15 protein-coding genes and 1 pseudogene are annotated in these 21,645 nt (G+C 72.0%); 10 read left to right on the top strand and 6 right to left on the bottom strand.

All coding sequences use genetic code 11. From position 1 onward, the window contains the following. Positions 1-39: 39 nt before the first annotated feature. Genes AC3DEV_RS03480 through AC3DEV_RS03470 form a run of 3 tightly spaced genes read right to left on the bottom strand, consistent with a single transcriptional unit; the run spans position 40 to position 5,818 of the window. A complete protein-coding gene (locus AC3DEV_RS03480) occupies positions 40-1,503 on the bottom strand; it encodes an NAD-dependent succinate-semialdehyde dehydrogenase (protein WP_488371310.1) in 1,464 nt (487 codons plus the stop codon). Then, on the bottom strand, positions 1,500-4,532 hold the full coding sequence (locus AC3DEV_RS03475) for an FAD-binding and (Fe-S)-binding domain-containing protein (RefSeq protein WP_488371309.1): 3,033 nt from the start codon (positions 4,530-4,532) through the stop codon (positions 1,500-1,502). The genes AC3DEV_RS03480 and AC3DEV_RS03475 overlap by 4 nt, the downstream gene beginning before the upstream one ends. After that, positions 4,529-5,818 carry an aspartate aminotransferase family protein gene (locus AC3DEV_RS03470; protein ID WP_488371308.1) on the bottom strand — a complete coding sequence of 430 codons (1,290 nt, stop codon included), beginning with the start codon at positions 5,816-5,818 and terminating at the stop codon, positions 4,529-4,531. Before AC3DEV_RS03470 ends, AC3DEV_RS03475 begins: the two co-directional genes overlap by 4 nt. 87 nt (positions 5,819-5,905) lie before the next feature. Here AC3DEV_RS03470 and AC3DEV_RS03465 point away from each other — a divergent pair, with 87 nt between their 5' ends. Continuing rightward, positions 5,906-6,910 carry a D-2-hydroxyacid dehydrogenase gene (locus AC3DEV_RS03465; RefSeq protein WP_488371307.1) on the top strand — a complete coding sequence of 335 codons (1,005 nt, stop codon included), beginning with the start codon at positions 5,906-5,908 and terminating at the stop codon, positions 6,908-6,910. A 111-nt stretch (positions 6,911-7,021) separates the two neighbouring features. Next, the gene (gene thpD / locus AC3DEV_RS03460) at positions 7,022-7,885 is read left to right on the top strand and encodes an ectoine hydroxylase (protein WP_182635158.1); all 864 of its coding nucleotides are present in this window, start codon (positions 7,022-7,024) and stop codon (positions 7,883-7,885) included. Positions 7,886-7,941: 56 nt separating this feature from the next. Here thpD and AC3DEV_RS03455 read toward each other — a convergent pair whose 3' ends face one another. Beyond that, the gene (locus AC3DEV_RS03455; RefSeq protein WP_488371306.1) at positions 7,942-8,853 is read right to left on the bottom strand and encodes a LysR family transcriptional regulator; all 912 of its coding nucleotides are present in this window, start codon (positions 8,851-8,853) and stop codon (positions 7,942-7,944) included. Positions 8,854-9,006: 153 nt separating this feature from the next. Between AC3DEV_RS03455 and AC3DEV_RS03450 the strand changes: the two genes are divergently transcribed. Continuing rightward, on the top strand, positions 9,007-10,245 hold the full coding sequence (locus AC3DEV_RS03450) for a Glu/Leu/Phe/Val dehydrogenase dimerization domain-containing protein (RefSeq protein WP_488371486.1): 1,239 nt from the start codon (positions 9,007-9,009) through the stop codon (positions 10,243-10,245). 168 nt (positions 10,246-10,413) lie between these two features. Here AC3DEV_RS03450 and kstR read toward each other — a convergent pair whose 3' ends face one another. Beyond that, a complete protein-coding gene (gene kstR, locus AC3DEV_RS03445) occupies positions 10,414-11,154 on the bottom strand; it encodes a cholesterol catabolism transcriptional regulator KstR (protein WP_396467993.1) in 741 nt (246 codons plus the stop codon). Between the two features lie 202 nt (positions 11,155-11,356). On the opposite strand from kstR, the gene AC3DEV_RS03440 reads away from it, so the two are divergent. The 6 genes and pseudogenes from AC3DEV_RS03440 to AC3DEV_RS03415 all read left to right on the top strand — a co-directional run bounded on the left by AC3DEV_RS03440 (position 11,357) and on the right by AC3DEV_RS03415 (position 18,657). Next, positions 11,357-13,528: an acyl-CoA dehydrogenase family protein gene (locus AC3DEV_RS03440; RefSeq protein WP_488371305.1), complete on the top strand. Its 2,172-nt coding sequence runs from the start codon at positions 11,357-11,359 to the stop codon at positions 13,526-13,528. Between the two features lie 43 nt (positions 13,529-13,571). Further along, positions 13,572-14,612 (top strand): annotated as a pseudogene (locus AC3DEV_RS03435) (acyl-CoA dehydrogenase family protein); the annotation flags it as partial. 108 nt (positions 14,613-14,720) lie between these two features. Beyond that, a complete protein-coding gene (locus AC3DEV_RS03430) occupies positions 14,721-15,932 on the top strand; it encodes an acyl-CoA dehydrogenase family protein (RefSeq protein WP_396468144.1) in 1,212 nt (403 codons plus the stop codon). 33 nt (positions 15,933-15,965) lie between these two features. Beyond that, positions 15,966-17,054, top strand: coding sequence for a bifunctional MaoC family dehydratase N-terminal/OB-fold nucleic acid binding domain-containing protein (locus AC3DEV_RS03425; RefSeq protein ID WP_067711701.1), 1,089 nt, complete (start codon positions 15,966-15,968; stop codon positions 17,052-17,054). Further along, positions 17,051-17,488 carry a MaoC family dehydratase gene (locus tag AC3DEV_RS03420; protein ID WP_488371304.1) on the top strand — a complete coding sequence of 146 codons (438 nt, stop codon included), beginning with the start codon at positions 17,051-17,053 and terminating at the stop codon, positions 17,486-17,488. The genes AC3DEV_RS03425 and AC3DEV_RS03420 overlap by 4 nt, the downstream gene beginning before the upstream one ends. Beyond that, positions 17,485-18,657, top strand: coding sequence for a lipid-transfer protein (locus AC3DEV_RS03415; RefSeq protein WP_488371303.1), 1,173 nt, complete (start codon positions 17,485-17,487; stop codon positions 18,655-18,657). The genes AC3DEV_RS03420 and AC3DEV_RS03415 overlap by 4 nt, the downstream gene beginning before the upstream one ends. Positions 18,658-18,708: 51 nt before the next feature. Here the strand turns inward: AC3DEV_RS03415 and AC3DEV_RS03410 are convergent, their stop codons facing one another. Continuing rightward, on the bottom strand, positions 18,709-19,791 hold the full coding sequence (locus AC3DEV_RS03410; RefSeq protein ID WP_488371302.1) for an alpha/beta hydrolase: 1,083 nt from the start codon (positions 19,789-19,791) through the stop codon (positions 18,709-18,711). 192 nt (positions 19,792-19,983) lie between these two features. Between AC3DEV_RS03410 and AC3DEV_RS03405 the strand changes: the two genes are divergently transcribed. After that, positions 19,984-21,636: an AMP-binding protein gene (locus AC3DEV_RS03405; protein ID WP_067711713.1), complete on the top strand. Its 1,653-nt coding sequence runs from the start codon at positions 19,984-19,986 to the stop codon at positions 21,634-21,636. Positions 21,637-21,645: the final 9 nt, after the last annotated feature.

Here is a 21,645-nt window from a genome sequence, read left to right as displayed (position 1 = left end):
AGGGCCGGCCCGGCGCGGGTCGGCTCAGTGTGAATCGGCTCAGCGCACGGGGATCGCGACCAGCTTGGTCTCGACGAACTCCTCGATCCCGCTGAGCCCGCCCTCGCGCCCCAGCCCGGACTGCTTGATGCCGCCGAACGGGGCGGCCGGGTTGGACACCACGCCGACGTTGATGCCGACCATGCCGGCCTGGAGCCGCTCGGACATGGTCATGGCGCGGTCGAGGTTCTCGGTCATGACGTAGGAGACCAGTCCGAACTCGGTGTCGTTGGCCAGTGCGACGGCCTCGTCGTCGGTGTCGAACGGTACGAGGGCGGCGACGGGGCCGAAGATCTCGGTCGACATCAGCTCGGCGTCCGGGGTGACACCGGTGAGCACGGTGGGCGGGTAGAAGTAGCCGGGACCCTCGAGGCGCGAGCCGCCGGTCAGCACCTCGGCCCCGCGCTCGACGGCGTCGTCGACCAGGTCCACGACCTTGGTGACGGCCTTCTCCTCGACCAGCGGGCCCACGTCGGTGCCCTCGGTGGTGCCGTCGCCCACGGTCAGGGCGGACATCTTCTCGGTCAGGCGCCGACCGAACTCGTCCAGCACCGAGCGGTGCACGAGGATCCGGTTGGCGGACGTGCAGGCCTCGCCCATGTTGCGCATCTTGGCGGCCATCGCCGCGGCGACGGCGGTGTCCATGTCCGCGTCCTCGCAGACCACGAACGGCGCGTTGCCGCCGAGCTCCATGGAGGTGCGCAGCACCCCGCGCGCGCACTGCTCGAGGAGCATGCGGCCGACGGGCGTGGATCCGGTGAAGGACAGCTTGCGGGCGATGCCGGAGTCGATCCACGGCTCCACCACGCCCCCGGCGTCGGTCGTGCACACCACGTTGAGGACGCCGTCGGGCAGCCCCGCCTCGCGCAGGAGGTCCACCACGTAGAGCGAGGTCAGCGGCGTGAGGTTGGCGGGCTTGAAGACCATGGTGCAGCCGGCGGCGATGGCGGGTCCGATCTTGCGGGTGGCCATGGCGAGCGGGAAGTTCCACGGGGTGATGAGGATGCACGGTCCCACGGGCTCGTGGGTGACCATGAGCCGGGTCTTGCCGTCGGGGGAACGGCGGGCGTCGCCGCGGATGCGGCAGGCCTCCTCGGAGAACCAGCGGAAGAACTCGGCGCCGTAGGTCACCTCGCCCTTCGCCTCGGCCAGTGGCTTGCCCATCTCGGTGGTCATGAGCAGCGCCAGCTCGTCGGCGCGCTCGACGATCAGCTCGTAGGCCCGGCGCAGGATCTCGGCCCGCTCGCGGGCGGGGACCGCCGCCCACGACGGCTGGGCGCGACCGGCGGCCTCGATCGCGGCGGCGGCATCACCGGCCCCGCCGTCGGCGATGGTCGCGATCGCCTCACCGGTCGCGGGGTTGACCACGTCGAACGTCGCGCCGGAGGCGGCGTCGCGCCAGGCCCCGTCGACGTGGATGCCGGTCCCGAGGGCACTGATGATGTCGGCTGCGGAGCGGGTCATGTGGGCCTCCTGGTGGGTGCGGGGCGGGGGTCGGGACGGGGGTCGGGGTCGAGCAGTTCGAACAGGTGGCGGCCGGTGCGGCCGGGTCCCGTGGTGGGGTCGCCGGCGCCGAGGTGGTCGACCTGGGTGGCGCACGAGAACCCGTCGGTGAGGACGGGGGCGTCGGTGTCGGCGCGCAGGGCGGGGGCGAGGGCTAGTTCGGCGACGGCCGCGGTGACGGTCTCGTGGCCGGCGGTGAAGCCGAAGTCGCCGGCGACGCCGCAGCAGCCGGTCGCCTCGCGGACCGAGCCCACGCCGAGGGCGGTGAGCGTGGCGCGTTGGACGCGGTTGCCGAAGGTCGCGTACTCGTGACAGTGGGTCTGGACGGTGACGCGGTCCGGGGGCGCGCCGCCGGGCCACGCGGGGGCGCGGCCCTCGGCGGCGAGCCGGCCGAGGTGGTCGGCGGAGGACCGGACACGGGCGGCCACGCGGCGGGCGGCGGCAGCGTGGGGGGTGTCGGCGAGCAGGCGGGGGAGGTCCTCGCGCAGGGTGGCGGCGCAGGAGGGTTCGACGACGACGACGGGGACCTCCTCCCCGCCCGGCCCGCGGATCGCGTCGAGGCGGCGCGCGGTCGAGGTCATGGTGCGGCGTGCGGCGTCGAGTCGGCCGGTGGTGACGTGGGTCAGCCCGCAGCACTGGTCGGCTGTGCAGGCGACGGAGGTGTGCGTGCCGCCCAGCACGCGGGCGGCGGCGCCGGCGACCGCGGGGCGCAGTCCGCGGGTGAACGAGTCGAGGAACAGCACGACCTCCGCGGAGGTGCGCCCCGGTGCCGGTTCGCGGACGGTCCACACGCTCTCCGGGACCCGGGCGAGCTCGTCGCGCAGCTGACGGGCGGACGCGAAGCGGGGCAGGGTGCGCTCGGTGCTCAGGCCGCCCATCCGTGCCGCGGCGCGGCCGGCGCGGGTCCCCAGCAGGGCGTTGATCGGCCCGGCCGCGCGGACGGTGCCGCGCAGCCACAGGGGGAGCAGGCCTAGTGAGTAGTGGGCCGTCGGCCGGACTCGACGCCTGTAGCGGCGGTGGAGGGCCTCGGACTTGAAGGTGGCCATGTCGACGCCGGTGGGGCAGTCCGAGGAGCACGCCTTGCACGCGAGGCACAGTTCGAGCGACTCCTCCACCGCCGGGTCGTCGATCGGCAGGGTGCCCCGGACCACCTCCTGCAGGACGCGGGACCGACCGCGGGTGGAGTCCTTCTCGTCCCCGGTGGCCCGGAAGGAGGGGCACATCACGCCACCGGAGGTGGTGCGGCAGCGGCCCACGCCGATGCAGGCCTGGACCGGGTGGGCACCGTCCGGCGACGTGAGCAGGCCCAGGTCGCGCCTGCCCACCCCGGCCAGGGCCAGGTCCGCATCGAGCGGACGGGTGTCGGTGAGCCCGCCGGGAGCCAGTAGTCCCGCGGGGTCCCAGACGCGGGCGAAGCGGGCGAACGCGCCGAGCATCTCGGGGGAGTACATCACCGGCAGCAGCTCGGAGCGGGCGCGGCCGTCGCCGTGCTCCCCGGACAGCGACCCGCCGTGCCGCACCACGAGGTGGGCGGCGTCGGTGCAGAACGCGCGCATGACGGCCCGGCCCGCGTCCGAGCGCAGGTCGAAGCTGATCCGGATGTGCATACAGCCCGCCCCGAAGTGCCCGTACATGACGCCGGTGAGCTCGTGCCGGGCCAGGAGTTCCCGGAAGTCGGCGAGGTAGTCGGCGAGGCGCTCGGGGGCGACGGCGGAGTCCTCCCAGCCGGGCCAGGACTCGATGGTCGCGCCCGTCGCCGGATCGGTCAGTCTCGAGCTCAACCCCGCGCCGTCCTCACGCACGCGCCACAGGTCCGCGCGGGCCACGGGATCGGTCACGACGAGGACCTCGAGGGCGTGGCCGTCCCGCGTCAGCTCGTCGGCCAGTTCGGCCACCCGGGCGTCGAGCCCACGACGACCGGCGCCGGCCTCGTCGTCGTCACCCTCGTCGTCGTCATTCCCGTCGTCATCGAGTTCCACGAACAGCCACGCGTGGCCGCGCGGCAGCTCGGCGACCGAGTCCGCGCCGCGCCGCTCCCGCATCGTCGCGACGATCACCTCGTCGATACCCTCTACGGCTGTCGGGCGGTGTCTCAGGATCGCCGGCACGTCCCGCGCAGCGTCCACCACGTCGGCGTACCCCACGACCGCCAGCCCGGTGCGCGCGGAACGGGGGACGGCCCGCACGGTCGCGGCGGTGACGATCGCGCACGTGCCCTCGGAGCCCACGAGGGACCGCGCCACGTCGAAGCCCTCCTCGGGCAGCAGGTGTCGCAGGTGGTAGCCGGACACCTGGCGAGGGAGGCGGCCGAGTTCGGTGCGGATGGCGGCCAGGTGGTCGGAGGCCAGGTCCCGCAGGTGCGTGGTGAGGTGCTCGGCGCGTGCGGTGGCGGCCGGGTCGGCCGGGTCGGTCGCCTCGACGCCGGTGCGGGTGGCGGTGAGGCGCAGGCCGTCGGCGGTGACGATCCGGAGCGCCTCGACGTGGTCGGTGGTCCGGCCGTGGCGTACGGAGTGGTTGCCGCAGGCGTCGTTGCCGATCGCGCCGCCCAGGCAGGCGCGGGACTGGCTCGAGGGGTCGGGGGCGAAGGTCAGCCGGTCGCCGGTGGCGGCGTGGACGGCCGCGCGCAGGGCCGTGAGCACGGTGCCGGCCTCGGCGGTGACGGTCCCCGCCGTCTCGTCCACCTCGAGGACCCGGTTCATGTTCCGGGACAGGTCCAGCACCAGGCCCGTGCCGATCGCGTTCCCGGCCATCGACGTGCCGCCGCCGCGTGCGGTCGCGGGCACCCCGAGCCGGTGACACACGGCCAGGGCGGCGGCGACCTCGCTCTCCGACCGCGGGAACAGCACGGCGGCGGGCACGACCCGGTAGTTCGAGGCGTCGTAGGAGTACTCGGCGATCCGGCGGGGGTCCGACTCGGGCGCCAGACCCGCGTCCACGAGCGCGCCGACGAGCGCCCGCCCGGGGGCGTCCGGTGCGACGTGGGAGGTCACGCCGCCCCGTAGCACACCCGGTGCACGGCGCGGGTGAAGCGCTCGACACCAGCGTCCACCTCGTCGGCGGTCACCACCAGCGCGGGGATGAGGCGCACGACCGAACCGGTCGGGCCGCAGGTCAGGGTGAGCAGGTCCTCGTCGATGCACGCCTGCTGCACCGCCGCGGCCAGGCGGGCGGCCTCGAGCGCACCGGAGCTGCCGGCGGGCGCGCCTGCGTCGCCGAACTCGACGCCCAGCATGAGCCCGGTCCCGCGGATGTCGCAGATCTCGCCCACGTCGCCGAGGGTACGCCGGAGCCCGTCGAGAAGCTGGGTTCCGCGGGCGGCGGCGTTGTCCACCAGGCCTTCGCGCTCGACCACGCCGAGGGTGGCGACCCCGGCCGCCGCGGCGACCGCGTTGCCGCCGTAGGTGCCGCCCTGCGACCCCGGCCAGGCCTTGGCCATGAGGGCGGAGGGTGCGGCGATCGCGGAGATGGGGAAGCCCGAGGCGATGCCCTTGGCGGTGATGATGATGTCCGGCACGAGCCCGTCGGTGTGCTGGTGACCCCAGAACCGGCCGGTGCGCCCGATGCCGGCCTGGACCTCGTCGAGGATCAGCAGCGCGCCGGTCCGGTCGGCGCGCTCGCGCAGTCCCTCCAGGTAGCGCGGGGGAGTGGCCATGTACCCGCCGTCGCCCAGCACGGGTTCGATGAGGAAGGCCGCGATCTCGCGGGCGTCGACCCGGGTGGCCATGAGGTAGTCGAGCTCGGCCAGCGCGAAGTCGATCGCGTCGTCCTCCGTCCACCCGTGGCGCAGGGCGTGCGGGAACGGGGTCATCACGACTCCACCCATGAGCGGGGAGAACCCGGCGGAGAAGCGGGTGCCCGCGGTGGTGAGGCTGGCGGCGGCGACGGTGCGGCCGTGGAAGCCGCCCTGGACGGTGACGATGTTGGGCCGGCCGGTGGCCATGCGGGCCAGCCGGACCGCGGCCTCGACTGCCTCGGATCCGGAGTTGGCGTAGAAGACCGAGTCGATCCCCTCGGGCAGGTGCTCGCCCAGCTTCTCGGTGAGCTCCAACAGCGGCTGGTGCATGACGGTCGTGTACTGCGCGTGGATGATCTTCCCGCACTGCTCGCGTGCCGCGGCGACCACGGCGGGGTGGCAGTGGCCGGTGCTGGTCACGCCGATGCCGGTCGTGAAGTCCAGGTAGTCGCGGCCGTCGGTGCCGTGGATCCACGAGCCGAGGGCGTGGTCCACCACGACGGGCGTGGCCTGCTTGAGATGGGGCGACAGGTGCGCGGTCATGGGTGCCAGTGTGTGGCGCGCCACGGTCGATTGTCAACAATCCGACGATCCTGGTTCGCGTGAGGGTCGGCGCGTTACGGTGGGGCCATGACGCAGCCGCACCATGTTCCGGGCAACCACGACCCGGGCACCCGGCCGACCGTCGTCGTCCTCACCGCGGACGGCGTCGAGCCCCCCACCACCCTCGCGCTGATCCGCGAGCTCGCCGACGTGCGCGAGTGCACGGCCGACACCCTCGCGCAGGCTCTGCCCGGGGCCGAGATCCTGCTGGTGTGGGACATCTTCTCCGACGCCCTGGCCTCCGCCTGGCACGCCGCCGACGCGCTGCGGTGGGTCCACGTGGCCGCCGCCGGGGTGGACAAGCTCCTCTTCGACGAGCTGCGCGACTCCGACGTGCTGGTCACCAACGCCCGCGGGGTCTTCGACGGGCCGATCGCCGAGTACGTCCTGGCCTGCGTCCTGGCCCACGACAAACGGCTCCACGAGACCGAGGCGCTGCAGCGCGCGGGTCAGTGGCGCCACCGCGAGACCACCCGGGTGGCCGGCCGGCGCGCCCTGGTGGTGGGCACCGGCGGCATCGGACGGGCCACCGCGCGGCTACTGCGGGCGGTCGGGCTCGACGTCAGCGGGGCCGGACGTCGACCGCGCGACGACGACGAGGACTTCGGCCGCGTCCTGGATTCCGCGCACCTGTCCGAGCATCTCGGCGACGTGGACCATCTCGTCATGGTGGCGCCGCTGACCGACGCCACACGGGGGCTGCTCGGCCCCGCGGAACTGGCCGCCCTGCCCGACGGCGCCCACGTGGTGAACGTCGGTCGCGGAGAGCTGGTCGATCAGGAGGCCCTCACGCGCGAGATCGGGACGGGCAGGCTCTCGGCGCACCTGGACGTCCTCGTCGTCGAACCCCTCCCCGACGGTGACGTGCTCTGGACCCTCGACGGCGCGCACATCAGTCCCCACATGTCCGGCGACGTCGTGGGGTGGCGGGACACACTGTCCGGGCAGTTCCTCGACCACCTGCGCACGTGGGTCGGCGGCGGGACCCCCGGCCCGATTGTGGATAAAGGTCGAGGATACGTCAGCGGCTGAGCGGTTGTCCGGGGTCATCTCGACGGATACGGTCGGCTCCGCGAGGGGTGGCACCCCTCGCTTTTCCCGAGTCAGCCGGGGTTTTCAGGCTGAGGAGAGAAAGGAGTCGTAATGACCATTGCCGTAGATGACTACCAGTCCCGCGTGAGCGGGCGACCGGAGATCGTCGAGCGCCGTGACCCCGTCCTGTGGGGACGCAGCGAGGATCCCGAGGTCCTCCAGTTCGGCGAGCGCGGCTACATCCAGCGTGAGGGCGCACTCGACCGGCAGCGGATCGACGCCTGCCTGGCCGAGATCGACCGCATCGGATCCGATCCACAGATGGCCGGCGACCCCCGGATCATCCGCGAGGCCGGCAGCGAGGCCGTCCGTTCGATCTTCGACGTCCACGACCTGAGTGAGGTCGTGTGGGAGGCGGTCGAGCGATCCGGCGCGATCGACCTGGCCCGGCAGATCCTCGGCTCGGACGTCTACGTCCACCAGAGCCGGCTCAACTACAAGCCCGGATTCGCCGGCGGCGCCTTCTACTGGCACTCGGACTTCGAGACCTGGCACGCCGAGGACGGGATGCCGCGGCCGCGTGCGTGCAGCGCCTCCCTGGCGCTCACACCCAACGAGACCTACAACGGTCCCCTGATGATCATGCCGGGCACGCACAAGTACTACGTGCAGTGCGCTGGGGAGACGCCGGAGGACTACTACAAGGAATCGCTCGTCTCGACGTCGCCGAAGATCGGCGTTCCGTCCGAGGAGCACATCTCCGAGATGTACGAGCGCCACGGTCTCGACGTGCTCACGGGCGGGGCGGGGTCGATGACGATGTTCGACTGCAACGCCCTGCACGCCTCGGGCGGCAACATCACGCCGCTGCCCCGGGCGAATGTGTTCATCGTGTTCAACAGTGTCGAGAACGAGTTGACCGAGCCGTTCGCGGGCACCCCGCCGCGGCCGGACTTCCTCGCGCGCCGGCCCTGAGCCGGGCACTGATGCCGGGTCCCGCGGGCGCGGGGCCCGGCATCGGTGCGCCGGAGTCAGGCGGGGTCCAGGCCGACCTCGCGCGCCCCTTCGGTGAACGCCTCGACGAACGCCTGCAGCGGTCGCCGCCGGGCGTCCCGACGGCGATAGGTGATCGACACCGTCCTGGTGAGCTCGTCGGTCAGGGGGATCACCTCCACGTCCGCGCCGAAGGTGCTCAGCCCGAGGTCGGAGGCCAGGGTGACCCCGAGGCCCGCGGCGACCAGGGACAGCGCCGTGGACTGCTCGCCCGCCTCGTGCCGCACGTCGGGTTCGAACCCCGCCTCGCGACAGGCGATCCGCACCGCGCGACCGAAGTGCGACCGCGGGTGCGCGACGACCCACGGCGCGTCGGCGAGGTCGGCCAGCGACAGGCGGGTCGAGTCCACGAAGCCGCGGGGGACGACCGCGTGCAGTGCCTCCCTCGCGATGGGCACCCGCACCAGGTCGGTCACGTCCGCCATCACGTAGCTGGAGTAGTCCAGCACGAACGACAGATCGAGCGAGCCGTCCCGGACCGCGCCGGTGGTGTCCTCCGGGGCGAGCTCCCGGGTCCGCACCACGATGCCCGGGTGGTCACGGGCCAGGATCCGCATCCCGGCGGGCAGCAGTGTGACGGCCACCGACGCCCACACCCCGGCGGTGAGGTTCGTGCCGACGCCCGCACGGGCCGATTCCATGGCGTGACCGGCGTCCTCCACGGCGGACAGGATCGTCCGCGCGTGCCCGGCCAGTATGAGCCCCGCCTCGGTCAGCGCGAGCCCGCGACCCCGCTTCTCGAACAGCGGGGTCCCCGCCTCCCGCTCGAGCAACGAGAGTTGCTGCGACACGGCCGAGACGGTGTACCCCAGCGCGGCCGCGACCGCGGTGACGGTGCTGCGGCGCTCCAACTCGGCGAGCAGCCGTAGCCGGTGCAGTGACGGCTCCATTCCCCGAGCGTAGGAGCGCGCGGACGCATCGTGCAGGAAAAGTGAACGGTCAGGTCCACGAAGTCTCGCTGGACCCCCGGGGCGCCTGCTCGCATGCTGGGGACATCCCCGCCGGACCCGCCGGCGGACGAGGTCGCCGAGGAGGCGAGCACCATGACGTCCATCGAGATCCCGGGCACCACCGGTCATACCGGGTCAGCCCCCCAGACCGTGCCCGCCGCTCCGGAGAGGGCCACCCGGCCGAGCCGTGAGCCCTACCTGCGACTGCACTGGGAGGACGACGAGACCGGGGCGCGGGGTTACCTCGTGGTCGACACCCTCGTCGGCGGTCTGGCCACCGGCGGGACCCGTATGCGCGCCGGGTGCACCCTCCGCGAGGTCGAGGACCTGGCCCGCGGAATGACCCGCAAGACAGCGGCGTTCGACCTGCCCATCGGCGGGGCCAAGGGCGGCATCGACTTCGACCCCAAGGACCCCCGCGCCATCGACGTGCTCGGCCGGTTCTGCGAGGCCATGCGGCCGTTCCTCGACCGACACTGGGTCACCGCCGAGGATCTGGGCGTCCCGCAGCACCTGATCGACGAGGTGTTCGCCCGACTGGGGATGCGGCAGTCCTACCACGCGGCGATCGAGCGGTCGGCCGATCCCGCCGCCACCGCCGACCGGATCTTCCGCGGGCTGAACGCCGGGGTTCCGGGCGGGCTGCTCGGCGATGTGATCGGTGGCTACGGGGTCGCGCAGGCGTGCCTCGCGGCGGCGTACGTCCGGGGCTGGGACATCGAGCGCACCTCGGTGGCCGTCCAGGGCGTGGGCACGATGGGGGGCGGCGCCGCGTGGTACCTCCACGAGGCCGGCATGCGCGTCGTCGCACTGGCCGACGCCGCCGGCACCCTCTACGACCCGGCGGGACTCGACGTCCCGGCGCTGCTGGCGACCCGCGACCGCTTCGGGGAGATCGACCGCTCGGCCGTCCCCGCCCGGGTGCAGCGGCTGGACCGCGACCGGATCCTCGGCATGGACGTGGACGTGCTCGTGCCCGCCGCCGTCTCGTACGCCATCACCGCGGACAACTGCACCGAGGTCACCGCACCGATCGTGGTCGAGGCGGCCAACGCCGCCACCACGGCCGACGCGGAACTCGACCTCACGGCCCGCGGGATCGCGGTGCTGCCGGACTTCGTCGCCAACGCCGGGGCGGTGGCCTGGGCGTGGTGGCTGATCCTCGGGGAGGTCGACGACCAGCCCGAGAGCTCGTTCCTCCGCCTGGGCCGCGAGATGACCGCCAAGGTCGCCGACCTGCTCACCGGCTGGGACCCGAGCCGGGGCCCGCTGCGGTGGATCGCCGACGTCTCCGGGCCGGTCCGGACGGTGCCGCCGGTCGTCGTGCCCTGACCGCCCCTGACGCAACCGCCCGGGCCCGTCGCCCCTCGACATGGCGTCTCGCGTGCCCCGATGGGCAGGCGAGACGCCATCGTCGGGAGCGGCGGCCGTCTTGGCGGTCAGGCGCGGGAGCGGGACGCCAGCCGCGGGAGCGGTTGCGGTGCCGCTCTGGGCGGGCTGTCAGACGGCTGAGTCTCTGCCCTCGCCGATCTCGTCGGGGTCGGAGTCCGAGTCTGTGTCGTGGCCGTTGCCGATCGCGGTGTGCATCCGGGCCCGGCGGGGAGAGTCGTCGCTGCCCAGCAGCAGATCAATGGTGAGACCGAGCCTGGTGGCGACCTCGGCGGCCGACGACCTGCGGGTCAGCCACGACACGAGGTTGGACATCCACACATCGGAGACGACCCGGGCGATCGAGAGCTGCACCTCGTCCGGGGTGCCCTGGGCCATCGCGCGGGCGAGGATCCGGTCCATGTAGAAGCCGACCTCCTCGACCTCGTTGGCCACAGAGGCGTCGGCGAACATGAAGGCGCGCGTCATCGCCTCGGTGAGGTTCGGGTCGCGCTGCATGGACTTGGTGATCATCTCCACCACGACCTTCATCCGCTCCTGCGCGGTGTCGCCGGGCGGGGCGGACCGCTCGGTGCGCTGGTCGAGCCGACGGAACTCGCGGGCGAGCGCCGAGACCAGCAGGTGCACCTTGGACGGGAAATACCGGTAGAGGGTGCCCACCGCGACCTCCGCCTTCTCGGCGACGGCACGCATCTGCACGGCCTCGTAGCCGCCCTTGGCGGCCAGGGCGAGGGTCGCGTCCAGGATCCGCCGACGGCGCTCGCGTTGCGACGACGTGCTGGGCTCGTCACTCCGGGGGGCGGGATCCGACGCGGCTGCGGCGGAACCGGTCTCGGCTGAGCTCTTGGTCATGGAAGCGGCACCTTCTGCGCTGGTCGGATCGGGTCGGCGGGGCATTCCGGCGGTCTGGGGCGGGACCCGGGTGTGCGTTCGGGACCCCGCTGGTGCATTCTAGAACACGTTACCTAGAACACGTTCTATTATGGCGTGCAGTGCGCGGGTCAGCGGGCCCGCGACGAGTACGGATCCCCCGTAGCGCCCGAGGAGCCCAGCAGTGAGTATCGCCACCACCCCGGATCAGACCGAGATCCAGAACTCGATCAAGGCCTGGGCCAGGTCCGCCGATCCCGTGGCCACGGTACGCGCCCAGGAAGACGATCCGGAAGCCTGGACGGCCTTGTGGCCCCAGCTCGCCGAACTCGGACTGTTCGGCGTCGCGATCGCGGAGGAGCACGGTGGCGCCGGCGCCGAGATCGTCGACCTGGCGTGCATGCTCGAGGAGGCCGCCGCGAGGATGGCGCCGGGCCCGGTCCTGTCCACCGCGCTGACCGGTGTCCTGGTCTCGCGCGCAGGCGGAGCCGTCGCCCGCGCGCTGGGTGAGACGATCGCCGAGGGCGGCCTGCCCGTGGGGGTGTGCCTGGGCATCGGCACCGCGACCCTGGACGGGTCGGGGGAGATCACCGGCGATCCCGGCGTCGCCTACGGCGGCACCTCCGGCGGAGGGCTGCTGCTGCCCGTCGAGGTGGACGGCGCCACCCGCTGGGCGCTTCTCGAGGCGGGCACGCCGGGGCTCACCGTCACCCCGGCGACCCCGTACGACATCTCGGCGTCGATCGGCCACGTCAGCCTGCAGGGCGTGACGATCCCGGCCGACCGCGTCCTCGCGGGCGTCACCACCGAGCACGTCCACCAGCTGTTCGTCACCCTGGCCGCCGCCGAGGCCGCGGGCGTCGCCGACTACACGCTCGCCACCGCGGTCGACTACGCCAAGATCCGCGAGCAGTTCGGGCGCACGATCGGCTCGTTCCAGTCCATCAAGCACCTCGCCGCCGACATGCTGTGCCGCACCGAGCAGGTCCGTGCGCTGGCGTGGGACGCCGCCGCGGCCGCGGAGGACCTGCTCGCCGGCGACTCTGAGCTGCCCGTCGCAGCGGCCGTGGCCGGCGCCCTGGCCTTCGACAACGCCGTGCGCAACTCCCAGGACTGTATCCAGATCCTCGGCGGCATCGGCTTCACCTTCGAGCACGACGCCCACTTCTACATGCGCCGGGCGGGCGCACTGCGCCAGGCGATCGGCGGCTCCGCCCGCTGGCGGCGATCCCTGGCCGAGCTCACGCTGGCGGGTAAGCGTCGTCACCTGGACATCGACCTGTCGGAGATCGAGGGCCTCGACGCCAAGCGGGAGGACATCCGCGCGTTGGTGGCGAAGGTCGCGGCGGTCGAGGGTGACGAGCGCAAGCGTGCCCTCGCCGACACGGGCCTGTTCATGCCCCACCTGCCCGAGCCGTGGGGCCTCGGTGCCAGCCCGGCCGTGCAGCTCCTCATCGACGAGGAGCTCGGGGCCGCCGGCGTGACCCGCCACGACATCACCATCGGTGGCTGGGCGGTGCCGACCATCCTCCAGGCGGCCCCCGAGCACGCCGACCTGCTCGTGCGCGACACCATGGCCGGGGCGATCAGGTGGTGTCAGCTGTTCTCCGAGCCCGGCGCCGGCTCCGACCTGGCCGCCCTGCGCACCACCGCCGAGAAGGTCGACGGCGGCTGGAAGCTCAACGGACAGAAGGTGTGGACCTCCCTGGCCCGCGAGGCCGACTGGGCGATGTGCCTGGCCCGGACGGACAAGGACGCCCCCAAGCACAAGGGCATCACCTACTTCCTCGTGGACATGCGCTCCGAGGGCATCCGCACGCGACCCCTGCGCGAGATCACCGGTGAGGCGCTGTTCAACGAGGTCTACCTCGAGGACCTCTTCGTCCCCGACGAGTTCCAGGTGGGCACGGTCAACGACGGGTGGAAGATCGCCCGCACCACCCTGGCCAACGAGCGCGTGGCCATGGGCGGTGGCTCGTCGCTCGGCGACGCGGCGGAGGAGATCATCGGGCTGATCAACGCCGCCGGTGTGGCCGACGACGCTCTCGTGCTCGACGAGTTCGGCAAGCACGTCGCCGACGGCGTCGTCGGAAACCTCCTCGACCTGCGCACCGCGCTGCGCAGCCTCGCAGGCTCGGGCCCGGGCGCCGAGTCCTCGGTCCGCAAGATCGTGGGCGTGCGCCACCGTCAGGACATCGCCGAGTTCGGCCTGCAGCTCACCGGCACCGGCGGCGTCGAGTTCACCGAGCAGGGACGCAAGTTCCTCATGGTCCGCTGCCTGTCGATCGCCGGTGGCACCGAGCAGGTCCTGCTCAACGTCGTCGGCGAGCGCATCCTCGGCCTGCCCAGGGACTAGTTCGAGCACGTGACCGACCCCCTCCCGATTAAGGACTGACCCAGTGGACTTCACCCGTACCGAGACCCAGGCCGCCGTCGCCGAGGCGGTGGCCGGCGCACTGTCGACGGCCGCCCCGGCCGAGGAACTGCTCACCGCGCTACCCAGCCGGGGCGTGGACGACGCCGGCTTCGACGAGCGGCTGTGGGCCGCGTTCGCCGAGTCCGGTCTGCTCTCCCTGGGCCTGCCCTCCGCCCTCGGCGGGGACGACCTCACGCCCGCCGACATCGCGGTGGTGCTCGAGGAGGTCGGCCGCGCCGGAGTGGTGATCCCCGTCCTGGAGACCCTGGGCTTCGGCGTGGCTCCGATCGTCGCGCTGGGCACCCCCGACCAGCAGGCCCGGCTTCTCGAGGGCATCGAGGACGGCCGCATCCTCACCGCCGCCGTCGCCGAGCCCGGACGCCCACTGCCGCTCGAGCCCACCGTGCGACTCGACGGTGGGAAGCTCACCGGGACCGCCACGTCGGTGCGGTATGCGGCCCAGGCCCGTTCGGTACTCGTGCCGGTGTCCACGTCCGAGGGCGCCGCACTCGTCGTCGTCGCCCCCGACGCCCCGGGCGTCACCCTGACGCCCACCCTCGGCTCCCTGGGGGTGCCCGAGTACGCGATGCGGTTCGAGGCCACCGAGGTCGACGACGACGACGTCCTGCGCGGCTCGGGATCGGAGCCCGTCCTCGAGGTGTTCCGACGTCTCGTCCTGTCCGCCTGTATCGCGCACGGGGACGGTCTCGTCGGCGGCGCGCTGGACATGACCGCCGGCTACCTCAAGGAGCGCCAGCAGTTCGGCAAGGCGCTGGGGTCGTTCCAGGCGGTCCAACAGGAGCTCGCGGACGTGTACATCGTCTCGCAGACGCTCCACGTGATCGCGCAGTCCGTGTCCTGGCGGATCTCGGAGGGCCTGGCCGGGTCCGGGGACCGCTACGAGTCCGACCCGACGATCGGCGCCTACTGGCTGGCGGCAGAGGGCCCGCGGGCCGTCCAGATCCTGCACCACCTGCACGGCGGGGTGGGCGTGGACGTCACCTACCCGATGTTCCGGTACTCCTCGGCGGTCAAGGACCTGGCACGGTTCGTCGGCGGCCCGCAGCTGCACCTCGACGCGCTCGGTGCCGCGGTCGCCGCGGACCCGGTCGACAGTATCGAGACAGGCGGTGTGGCCCCCGCCGCCACCGACGCGGCTGCCGCGGGGGACGGCGCGTTCATCGACCTCACGCCCGAACAGCGCGCACTGCAGGCCGAGCTGCGCGAGTACTTCTCGACGCTCATCTCGCCGGAGGAGGCGGCGGACATCGCCACCACCCGCCACGGCGACACGTACGCCGAGATCATCAAGCGCATGGGCCGCGACGGCTGGCTGGGCGTGGGCTGGCCCGCCGAGTACGGAGGGAAGGGCTTCGGCCACATCGAGCAGCAGATCTTCACCAACGAGGCCACGCGCGCGGACGTGCCGCTGCCGTCGGTGACGCTGCAGACCGTGGGTCCGACCCTGCAGAAGTACGGCAGCGAGGCGCAGAAGGCGAAGTTCCTCCCCGGCATCCTCGACGGGTCGATCCACTTCGCGATCGGCTACTCCGAGCCCGACGCCGGCACCGACCTGGCCGCCCTGCGCACCACCGCCAAGCGCGACGAGGCCACCGGCGACTGGGTCATCAACGGCCAGAAGATGTGGACCACCGGCGGTCACCACGCCGACTACATCTGGTTGGCCGCCCGCACCGGGACCCCGGACTCGCGGCACCGCGGCCTGACGATCTTCATCGTCGACACCACCGACCCGGGCTTCTCGTTCACCCCGATCATCACCTGCGACGGTGCCCACCACGTCAACGCCACCTACTACTCCGACGTGCGCGTCCCGGCGGACATGGTGGTCGGCGAGGTCGACGGCGGCTGGAAGATGCTCACCACCCAGCTCAACCACGAGCGCGTCATGCTCGCGCCGTCCGGGCGTCCGGGCGGGTACTACGACGAGCTGGCCGCCTGGGCCCGCGGCACGGGCCCGGACGGGGTCCGCCACCTGGACCGGCCCGAGGTGCGGCGCGGACTCGCGGAGATCTTCGCGATCGTCCGGCTCAACGAGCTGCTCAACTGGAAGGTCTCCTCGATGGGTGAGAACCCGTCGATGGGCGACTCCGCGGCCTCGAAGGTGTTCTCCACGGAGGAGATCCAGCACGTCGGCCGGATCGTCGAGGAGCTGCTCGGCCGTTTCGGCGACCCCACCGATCCCGACACCGCCGCGCTGCAGCGCTGGTTCGACATGATGAACAAGCGCAACGTGGTGATCACCTTCGGCGGCGGTGTCAACGAGGTCATGCGGGAACTGACCTGCATGGGTGGCCTCGGCATGCCCCGCACCGCCCGCTAGAGACCATCCCCCTGATCCACCGAGAAGGTACCCATGAGTGACGAGCAGGCCGCCCGTATCCTCGCCGCCGCCGAGGAGGTCCGCGCCTCCGGCGGCAGCGCCCGCCGTGCGGGCCGCGACCCGATCAACACGCCGATGATCCGCAACTGGACCGAGGCGATCGGTGACACCAACCCCATCTACTCCTCCGAGGAGGCCGCACGCGCGGCCGGACACGGCGGACCGGTCGCACCGCCGGCCATGGCGCAGGTGTGGACCATGCGCGGGCTCGGTAAGACCCGTGAGGCCGACGACCCGCTGGGTCGGATGACCGACCTCCTCGACGCCGAGGGCTTCACCTCGGTCGTCGCGACCAACTGCGACTCCACCTACCACCGGTACACCCGCCCGGGCGAGGAGGTGACCATCGAGTCCGTCCTGGTGGACGTGGTCGGCCCCAAGACCACGGGCCTGGGGGAGGGCTGGTTCTTCACCACCCGCAACTACTGGCGCGTCGGTGACGAGGTCGTCGCGGAGATGGACTTCCGCATCCTCAAGTTCCGCCCCGCGGCGAAGCCCGCCGAGCCCGAGCCGGCGCCCGCCGACCAGATCGTGGCCAGCTCCGGCTCGGCCACCGACGACCTGGTGGTGGGCAAGGTCCTGCGCCCCTCGGTCTCGCACGACACGCAGTTCTTCTGGGACGGCGTCGCCGCCCACGAGCTGCGCATCCAGACCCGCGAGGACGGCTCGCTGCAGCACCCGCCCGTCCCGGCGCTGTGGAAGGACAGGTCCGAGCAGACCGACTACGTGGTCTCCTCGGGCCGCGGCACCGTGTACAGCTTCGTGGTCCATCACGCCCCGCGCGTGCCGGGCCGCACCAGGTTCCCGTTCGTGATCGCGCTGGTGGAGCTGGAGGAGGGCGTGCGCATGCTCGGCGAGCTGCGCGACGTCGAGCCGGCGGAGGTCCGGATCGGCATGGAGGTCGAGGTGGAGTTCCTCGACATGCCCGGCGACTCCTCCGCCGACGCCGCGTTCGGCACCGACCCGTGGACGCTGTACGCCTGGCGCCCGGCCGGGGCACGCCCTGTCGACCGTCAGGAATCCGCGGGGTCACCCGCAAGAACCGAAGGGGCCGTCAAGTGAGCGAGAACCGTACCGTCTGTCCGGCCACCCCGCCCGCCGTGGCGGTGGGGGACCGGCTCCCCGAGCTGACCATCGAGGGCACGCCGACGTTCATCGTGGCGTCCGCCCTGGCGACGCGGGACTTCCAGGACGTCCACCACGACCGCGACCTGGCCCATCAGAAGGGCTCGAAGGACATCTTCGTCAACATCCTCACCGACACCGGTCTGGTGCAGCGGTTCGTCACCGACTGGGCGGGCCAGCGGGCGCGCATCACGTCCATCAAGCTGCGCCTGGGCGTGCCCTGGTACGCCTACGACTCCCTCACCCTCACCGGCGAGGTGACCGGGGTCGACGACGACGGGCTGGTCACGCTGAAGATCGTCGGCACGGACTCACTGGGCGCGCACGTCACCTCGACGGCCACCCTCTACATGAACGGAGACCCGCAGTGAGCACCCTGGCAGACAAGGCTGCGATCGTCGGCATCGGCGCCACCGACTTCTCCAAGGACTCCGGCCGCTCCGAGCTGCGGCTGGCCGCCGAGGCCGTGCAGGCGGCCGTCGCCGACGCCGGGCTGCAGCCCTCGGACGTCGACGGCCTGGTGTCGTTCACCATGGACACCAACACCGAGATCGCGGTGGCCCGGGCCGCCGGGATCGGCAGCCTGAACTTCTTCTCCCGCATCCACTACGGCGGCGGCGCCGCCTGCGCGACCGTGCAGCAGGCCGCGATGGCCGTGGCGACCGGCGTGGCCGAGGTCGTGGTCTGCTACCGCGCGTTCAACGAGCGCTCCGGGATGCGCTTCGGCCAGGTCAACTCGGCGCTGGTGCAGCAGGTCAACTCCTCCGGCACGGACAACGCCTTCTCCTACCCGCACGGCCTGTCCACCCCGGCCGGGTTCGTGGCCATGGTCGCGCAGCGCTACATGCACGAGTACGGCGCCACGAGCGAGGACTTCGGCCGGGTCGCGGTGGTCGACCGCAAGCACGCCGCGACCAATCCCGCCGCGTTCTTCCACGGCAAGCCCATCACGTTGGACGACCACCAGAACTCGCGCTACATCGCCGAGCCGCTGCACCTGCTGGACTGCTGCCAGGAGTCCGACGGCGGTCAGGCGATCGTGGTGACCACGCCCGAGCGGGCCCGCGACCTGCCGCACACGCCGGTGTCGATCGCGGCGGCGGCGTCCGGGTCCGGGCCGGACCAGTACATCATGACCTCGTACTACCGCCCCGAGCTCGCGGGACTGCCGGAGATGGGCATCGTCGGTGACCAGCTGTGGGCGCAGTCCGGGCTGCGTCCGGACGACATGGACATGGCCGTCCTCTACGACCACTTCACCCCGTACGTCCTCATGCAGCTCGAGGAGCTGGGCTTCTGCGGTCGCGGTGAGGCCAAGGACTTCGTCCGCGAGCCCGGCGCGCTCGAGGTGGGCGGACGGCTCCCGCTCAACACCCACGGCGGCCAGCTCGGGGAGGCCTACATCCACGGGATGAACGGCATCGCCGAGGGCGTCCGTCAGCTCCGCGGTGACTCGGTCAACCAGGTCCCCGGCGCCGAGAAGCTCGTCGTCACCGCGGGCACCGGCGTGCCCACCTCGGGCCTGGTGCTCACCGTCTGACAGCGGCCTCGGGGCGGGCTGCCGCCCTCGGGCGTGGCCTGCCCGAGTGGCTCAGCCCCGCAGGCAGCCGCGCACGAACGATCCGATGTCCCGCACCGCGATCTTGGCCTCGGGGACGAGGGGGTGGAAGACCTGGAACACGTGGAACTGGTGGGGCCACAGCTGGAACTCGTGGCGCACCCCGTGCTCGGCGAAGTTCTCGGCCATCTTCTCGATCCCCCCGCTGAAGATCTCCTCGCCGCCGCACTGGATGAGGAACGGCGGCCAGTCGGGCGAGGGCTCGTAGTTGATCGGGGAGATCGCCGGATCGTCCGTGTCCACACCCGGTGCGTATTGGCGACGACACAGTTCGGCCAGCCCCAGCGCGAGGAAGGGGTCCTTGCGCGCCCGGTCCCGCGCGGTCATGTCGGTGAAGTCCAGGTCGACCCACGGGGAGAGCAGGACGACGCCGGCGGGCATCGCCGCCCCGGTCCGCTCGAGGTGGGCGACCAGCTGCATCGCCAGATTGCCCCCCGCGGAATCTCCGGCGACCACGATGTTCTCGGCCGGGAAGCCCATCTCCAGCAGCCACTCCCACCCGGCGATCGTGTCCTCGGTGGCCGCCGGGTGCGGGTGCTCCGGGGCGAGCCGGTAGTCCGGCAGGAACACGGGGACGCCGGTCTCGCTGGCGATCCTGGACGCCAGGGCCTTGTGCGACCACGGCGATCCGAACGTGAAACCACCCCCGTGGATGTGGTAGATGACCTTGTCCGAGTCGAAGAAGCGTTTGCGGCCCACCCAGAGGCCGGGCACGGGCCCGTCCCCGGACCAGTCGTTGGTGCTCTCCAGGGCGGCCGCCCGCCCGGCGCCGGAGGTCAGCGCACGCAGGCGGCCGAGCGAGACGTCCGTCGCGGGCATCCTGTCCAGCGCCGGGCGGACGAACATCCGCAGCCCTCCCGCGAGCCCGCGGGACCGCAGAGTGCCCTGCTCGGACGGGCCGTGCAGGGTCGGGCCGCGCCGCCGCGAGGGCCGGTCGGCCTCCCGCGCCGACGAGCGACGGCCATCCTGCGGCACGTCACCCGACCCCGTCGAACGCGGCAGCCGGAGACCGCCGTCGTACGGCGGGCCGGGATTTCTGGACCGTGATCCGCTCATGTTCGCAATGTAGGCCCTCCCCGGCCCCACCGCTGCAGCGACCTGCCGGTGCGGCCGCCTATAGTGAATAGAACCTGTTCCAGCAATCTGAAATCAGCGCAGGTCAGACCCGCGTCTGGACATGAGAACAAGTTCAGGTCACAATGTGAGAGACGACACAGTTAGCCCCCCCGCGTGCAAAGGACCCGCCCGATGACTGATGCAGCAGCCGACCAGTCCACCGATCCCCTCGCCGGGACCAATCCGGAGATGAACGAGGCCGCCGTCTTCGAGGCCGTGGCCGACAAGATCCCGGACAACCTCCTGCTCACGATGGACGGGGTCGACTACACCTACCGTCAGATCGACGAGCTCGCCAACCGGATGGGTCATCTCCTCAAGGCCCACGGTGCGGAGCCGCAGAGCCATATCGCGCTGTACATGAAGAACAGCGCCGAGCACATGGCGGCCATCGTCGCGGCCATGAAGATCCGGGTGGCCGGGATCAACGTCAACTACCGCTACACCCCGGCCGAGCTGGTCTACCTGTTCAACGACTCGCAGTCGGTCGCCGTCCTGGTCGACGCGGAGTTCGCGGAGACCATGGCCGCCGCCGTGCCCAAGCTCGAGACCGCCCGCACGGTCCTCGTCGTGGGTGGCGTCCCGCAGGTCCTCGCCGACGCCTGCGCCGAGAACGGCCTGACGGTCGTCGACGTGGACGCCGAGCTGCCGGGACAGTCCGCGGAGCGCGACTTCGATCCCGTGCGCGGCGACGACCACTGGATCGTCTACACGGGTGGCACCACCGGGTTCCCCAAGGGCGTCCAGTGGCACATGTCGGACTACTACTACGCGTGCCTGTCCGGCGGTAACCCGTACGGCGACAAGCGGCACAGCCCGCAGGAGGTCGCGGACAACGTCTCGCCCGAGGGCGGTTTCAAGATCGTCATCTCGGCCCCGCTCATGCACGGCGCCGGCCTGTTCACCCTGCTGACCTTCGTCAACTTGGGCGGCCACCTGGTCATGTTCCGCGACTTCGACGCCGAGGTGATCGTGGACGCGACCGCCGAGTACAAGGCCCAGCTGCTGATGTTCGTCGGCGACGGCATGGCGGTCCCGATCACCGACGCCCTGCTCGCGGCCAAGGAGACCAAGGACTTCAGCGCCATGTTCATGGTCGCGTCCGGCGGCGGCATCTGGTCCAAGACCTCCCGCGACCGGCTGATCGAGGCGTTCCCGAACGTCATCATCCGCGACAATTTCGGCGCGTCCGAGACCGGCAACGACGGCGAGATGAACCTCAACGAGCAGGGTGAGATGCTCCTGGCCCCCACCCCGCGCCTCGGGGTGATCGACGAGTCGAACCGTCCGATCACGCCCGGGTCGGACGAGGTCGGGTACATCGTCCGACGCGGCCATGTCCCCCTCGGTTACTGGAACGATCCGGAGAAGACCGCCAAGACCTTCCCGGAGGTCGGTGGCCAGCGGGTGGCGGTGCTCGGTGACATGGGCCAGATCCGCGAGGACGGGACCATCGTCTTCCTGGGCCGCGGCTCGGGTTGCATCAACACCGGTGGCGAGAAGGTGTTCCCGGAGGAGGTCGAGCAGGCGCTCAAGGCGCACCCGGCCGTCCACGACGCGCTGGTCGCCGGTGCACCCGACGAGCGGTACGGCCAGAAGGTCGCCGCGGTGGTGTCGTTCCGCGAGGGCATGTCGGCCGAGCAGGAGGAGCTCTCGGCGTTCCTGCGCGAGTCCCTGGCGAACTACAAGGTCCCCAAGGTGATCGTCGACGTCCCCGAGATCCGACGCTCGCCCGCGGGCAAGGCCGACTACAAGTGGGCCAAGGAGCGGATCTCGAGCAACTGACGCCTCACG

This window comes from Dietzia sp. IBK-p2-15D (assembly GCF_057773105.1).
This window is presented reverse-complemented; position numbering and strand designations above follow the sequence as displayed.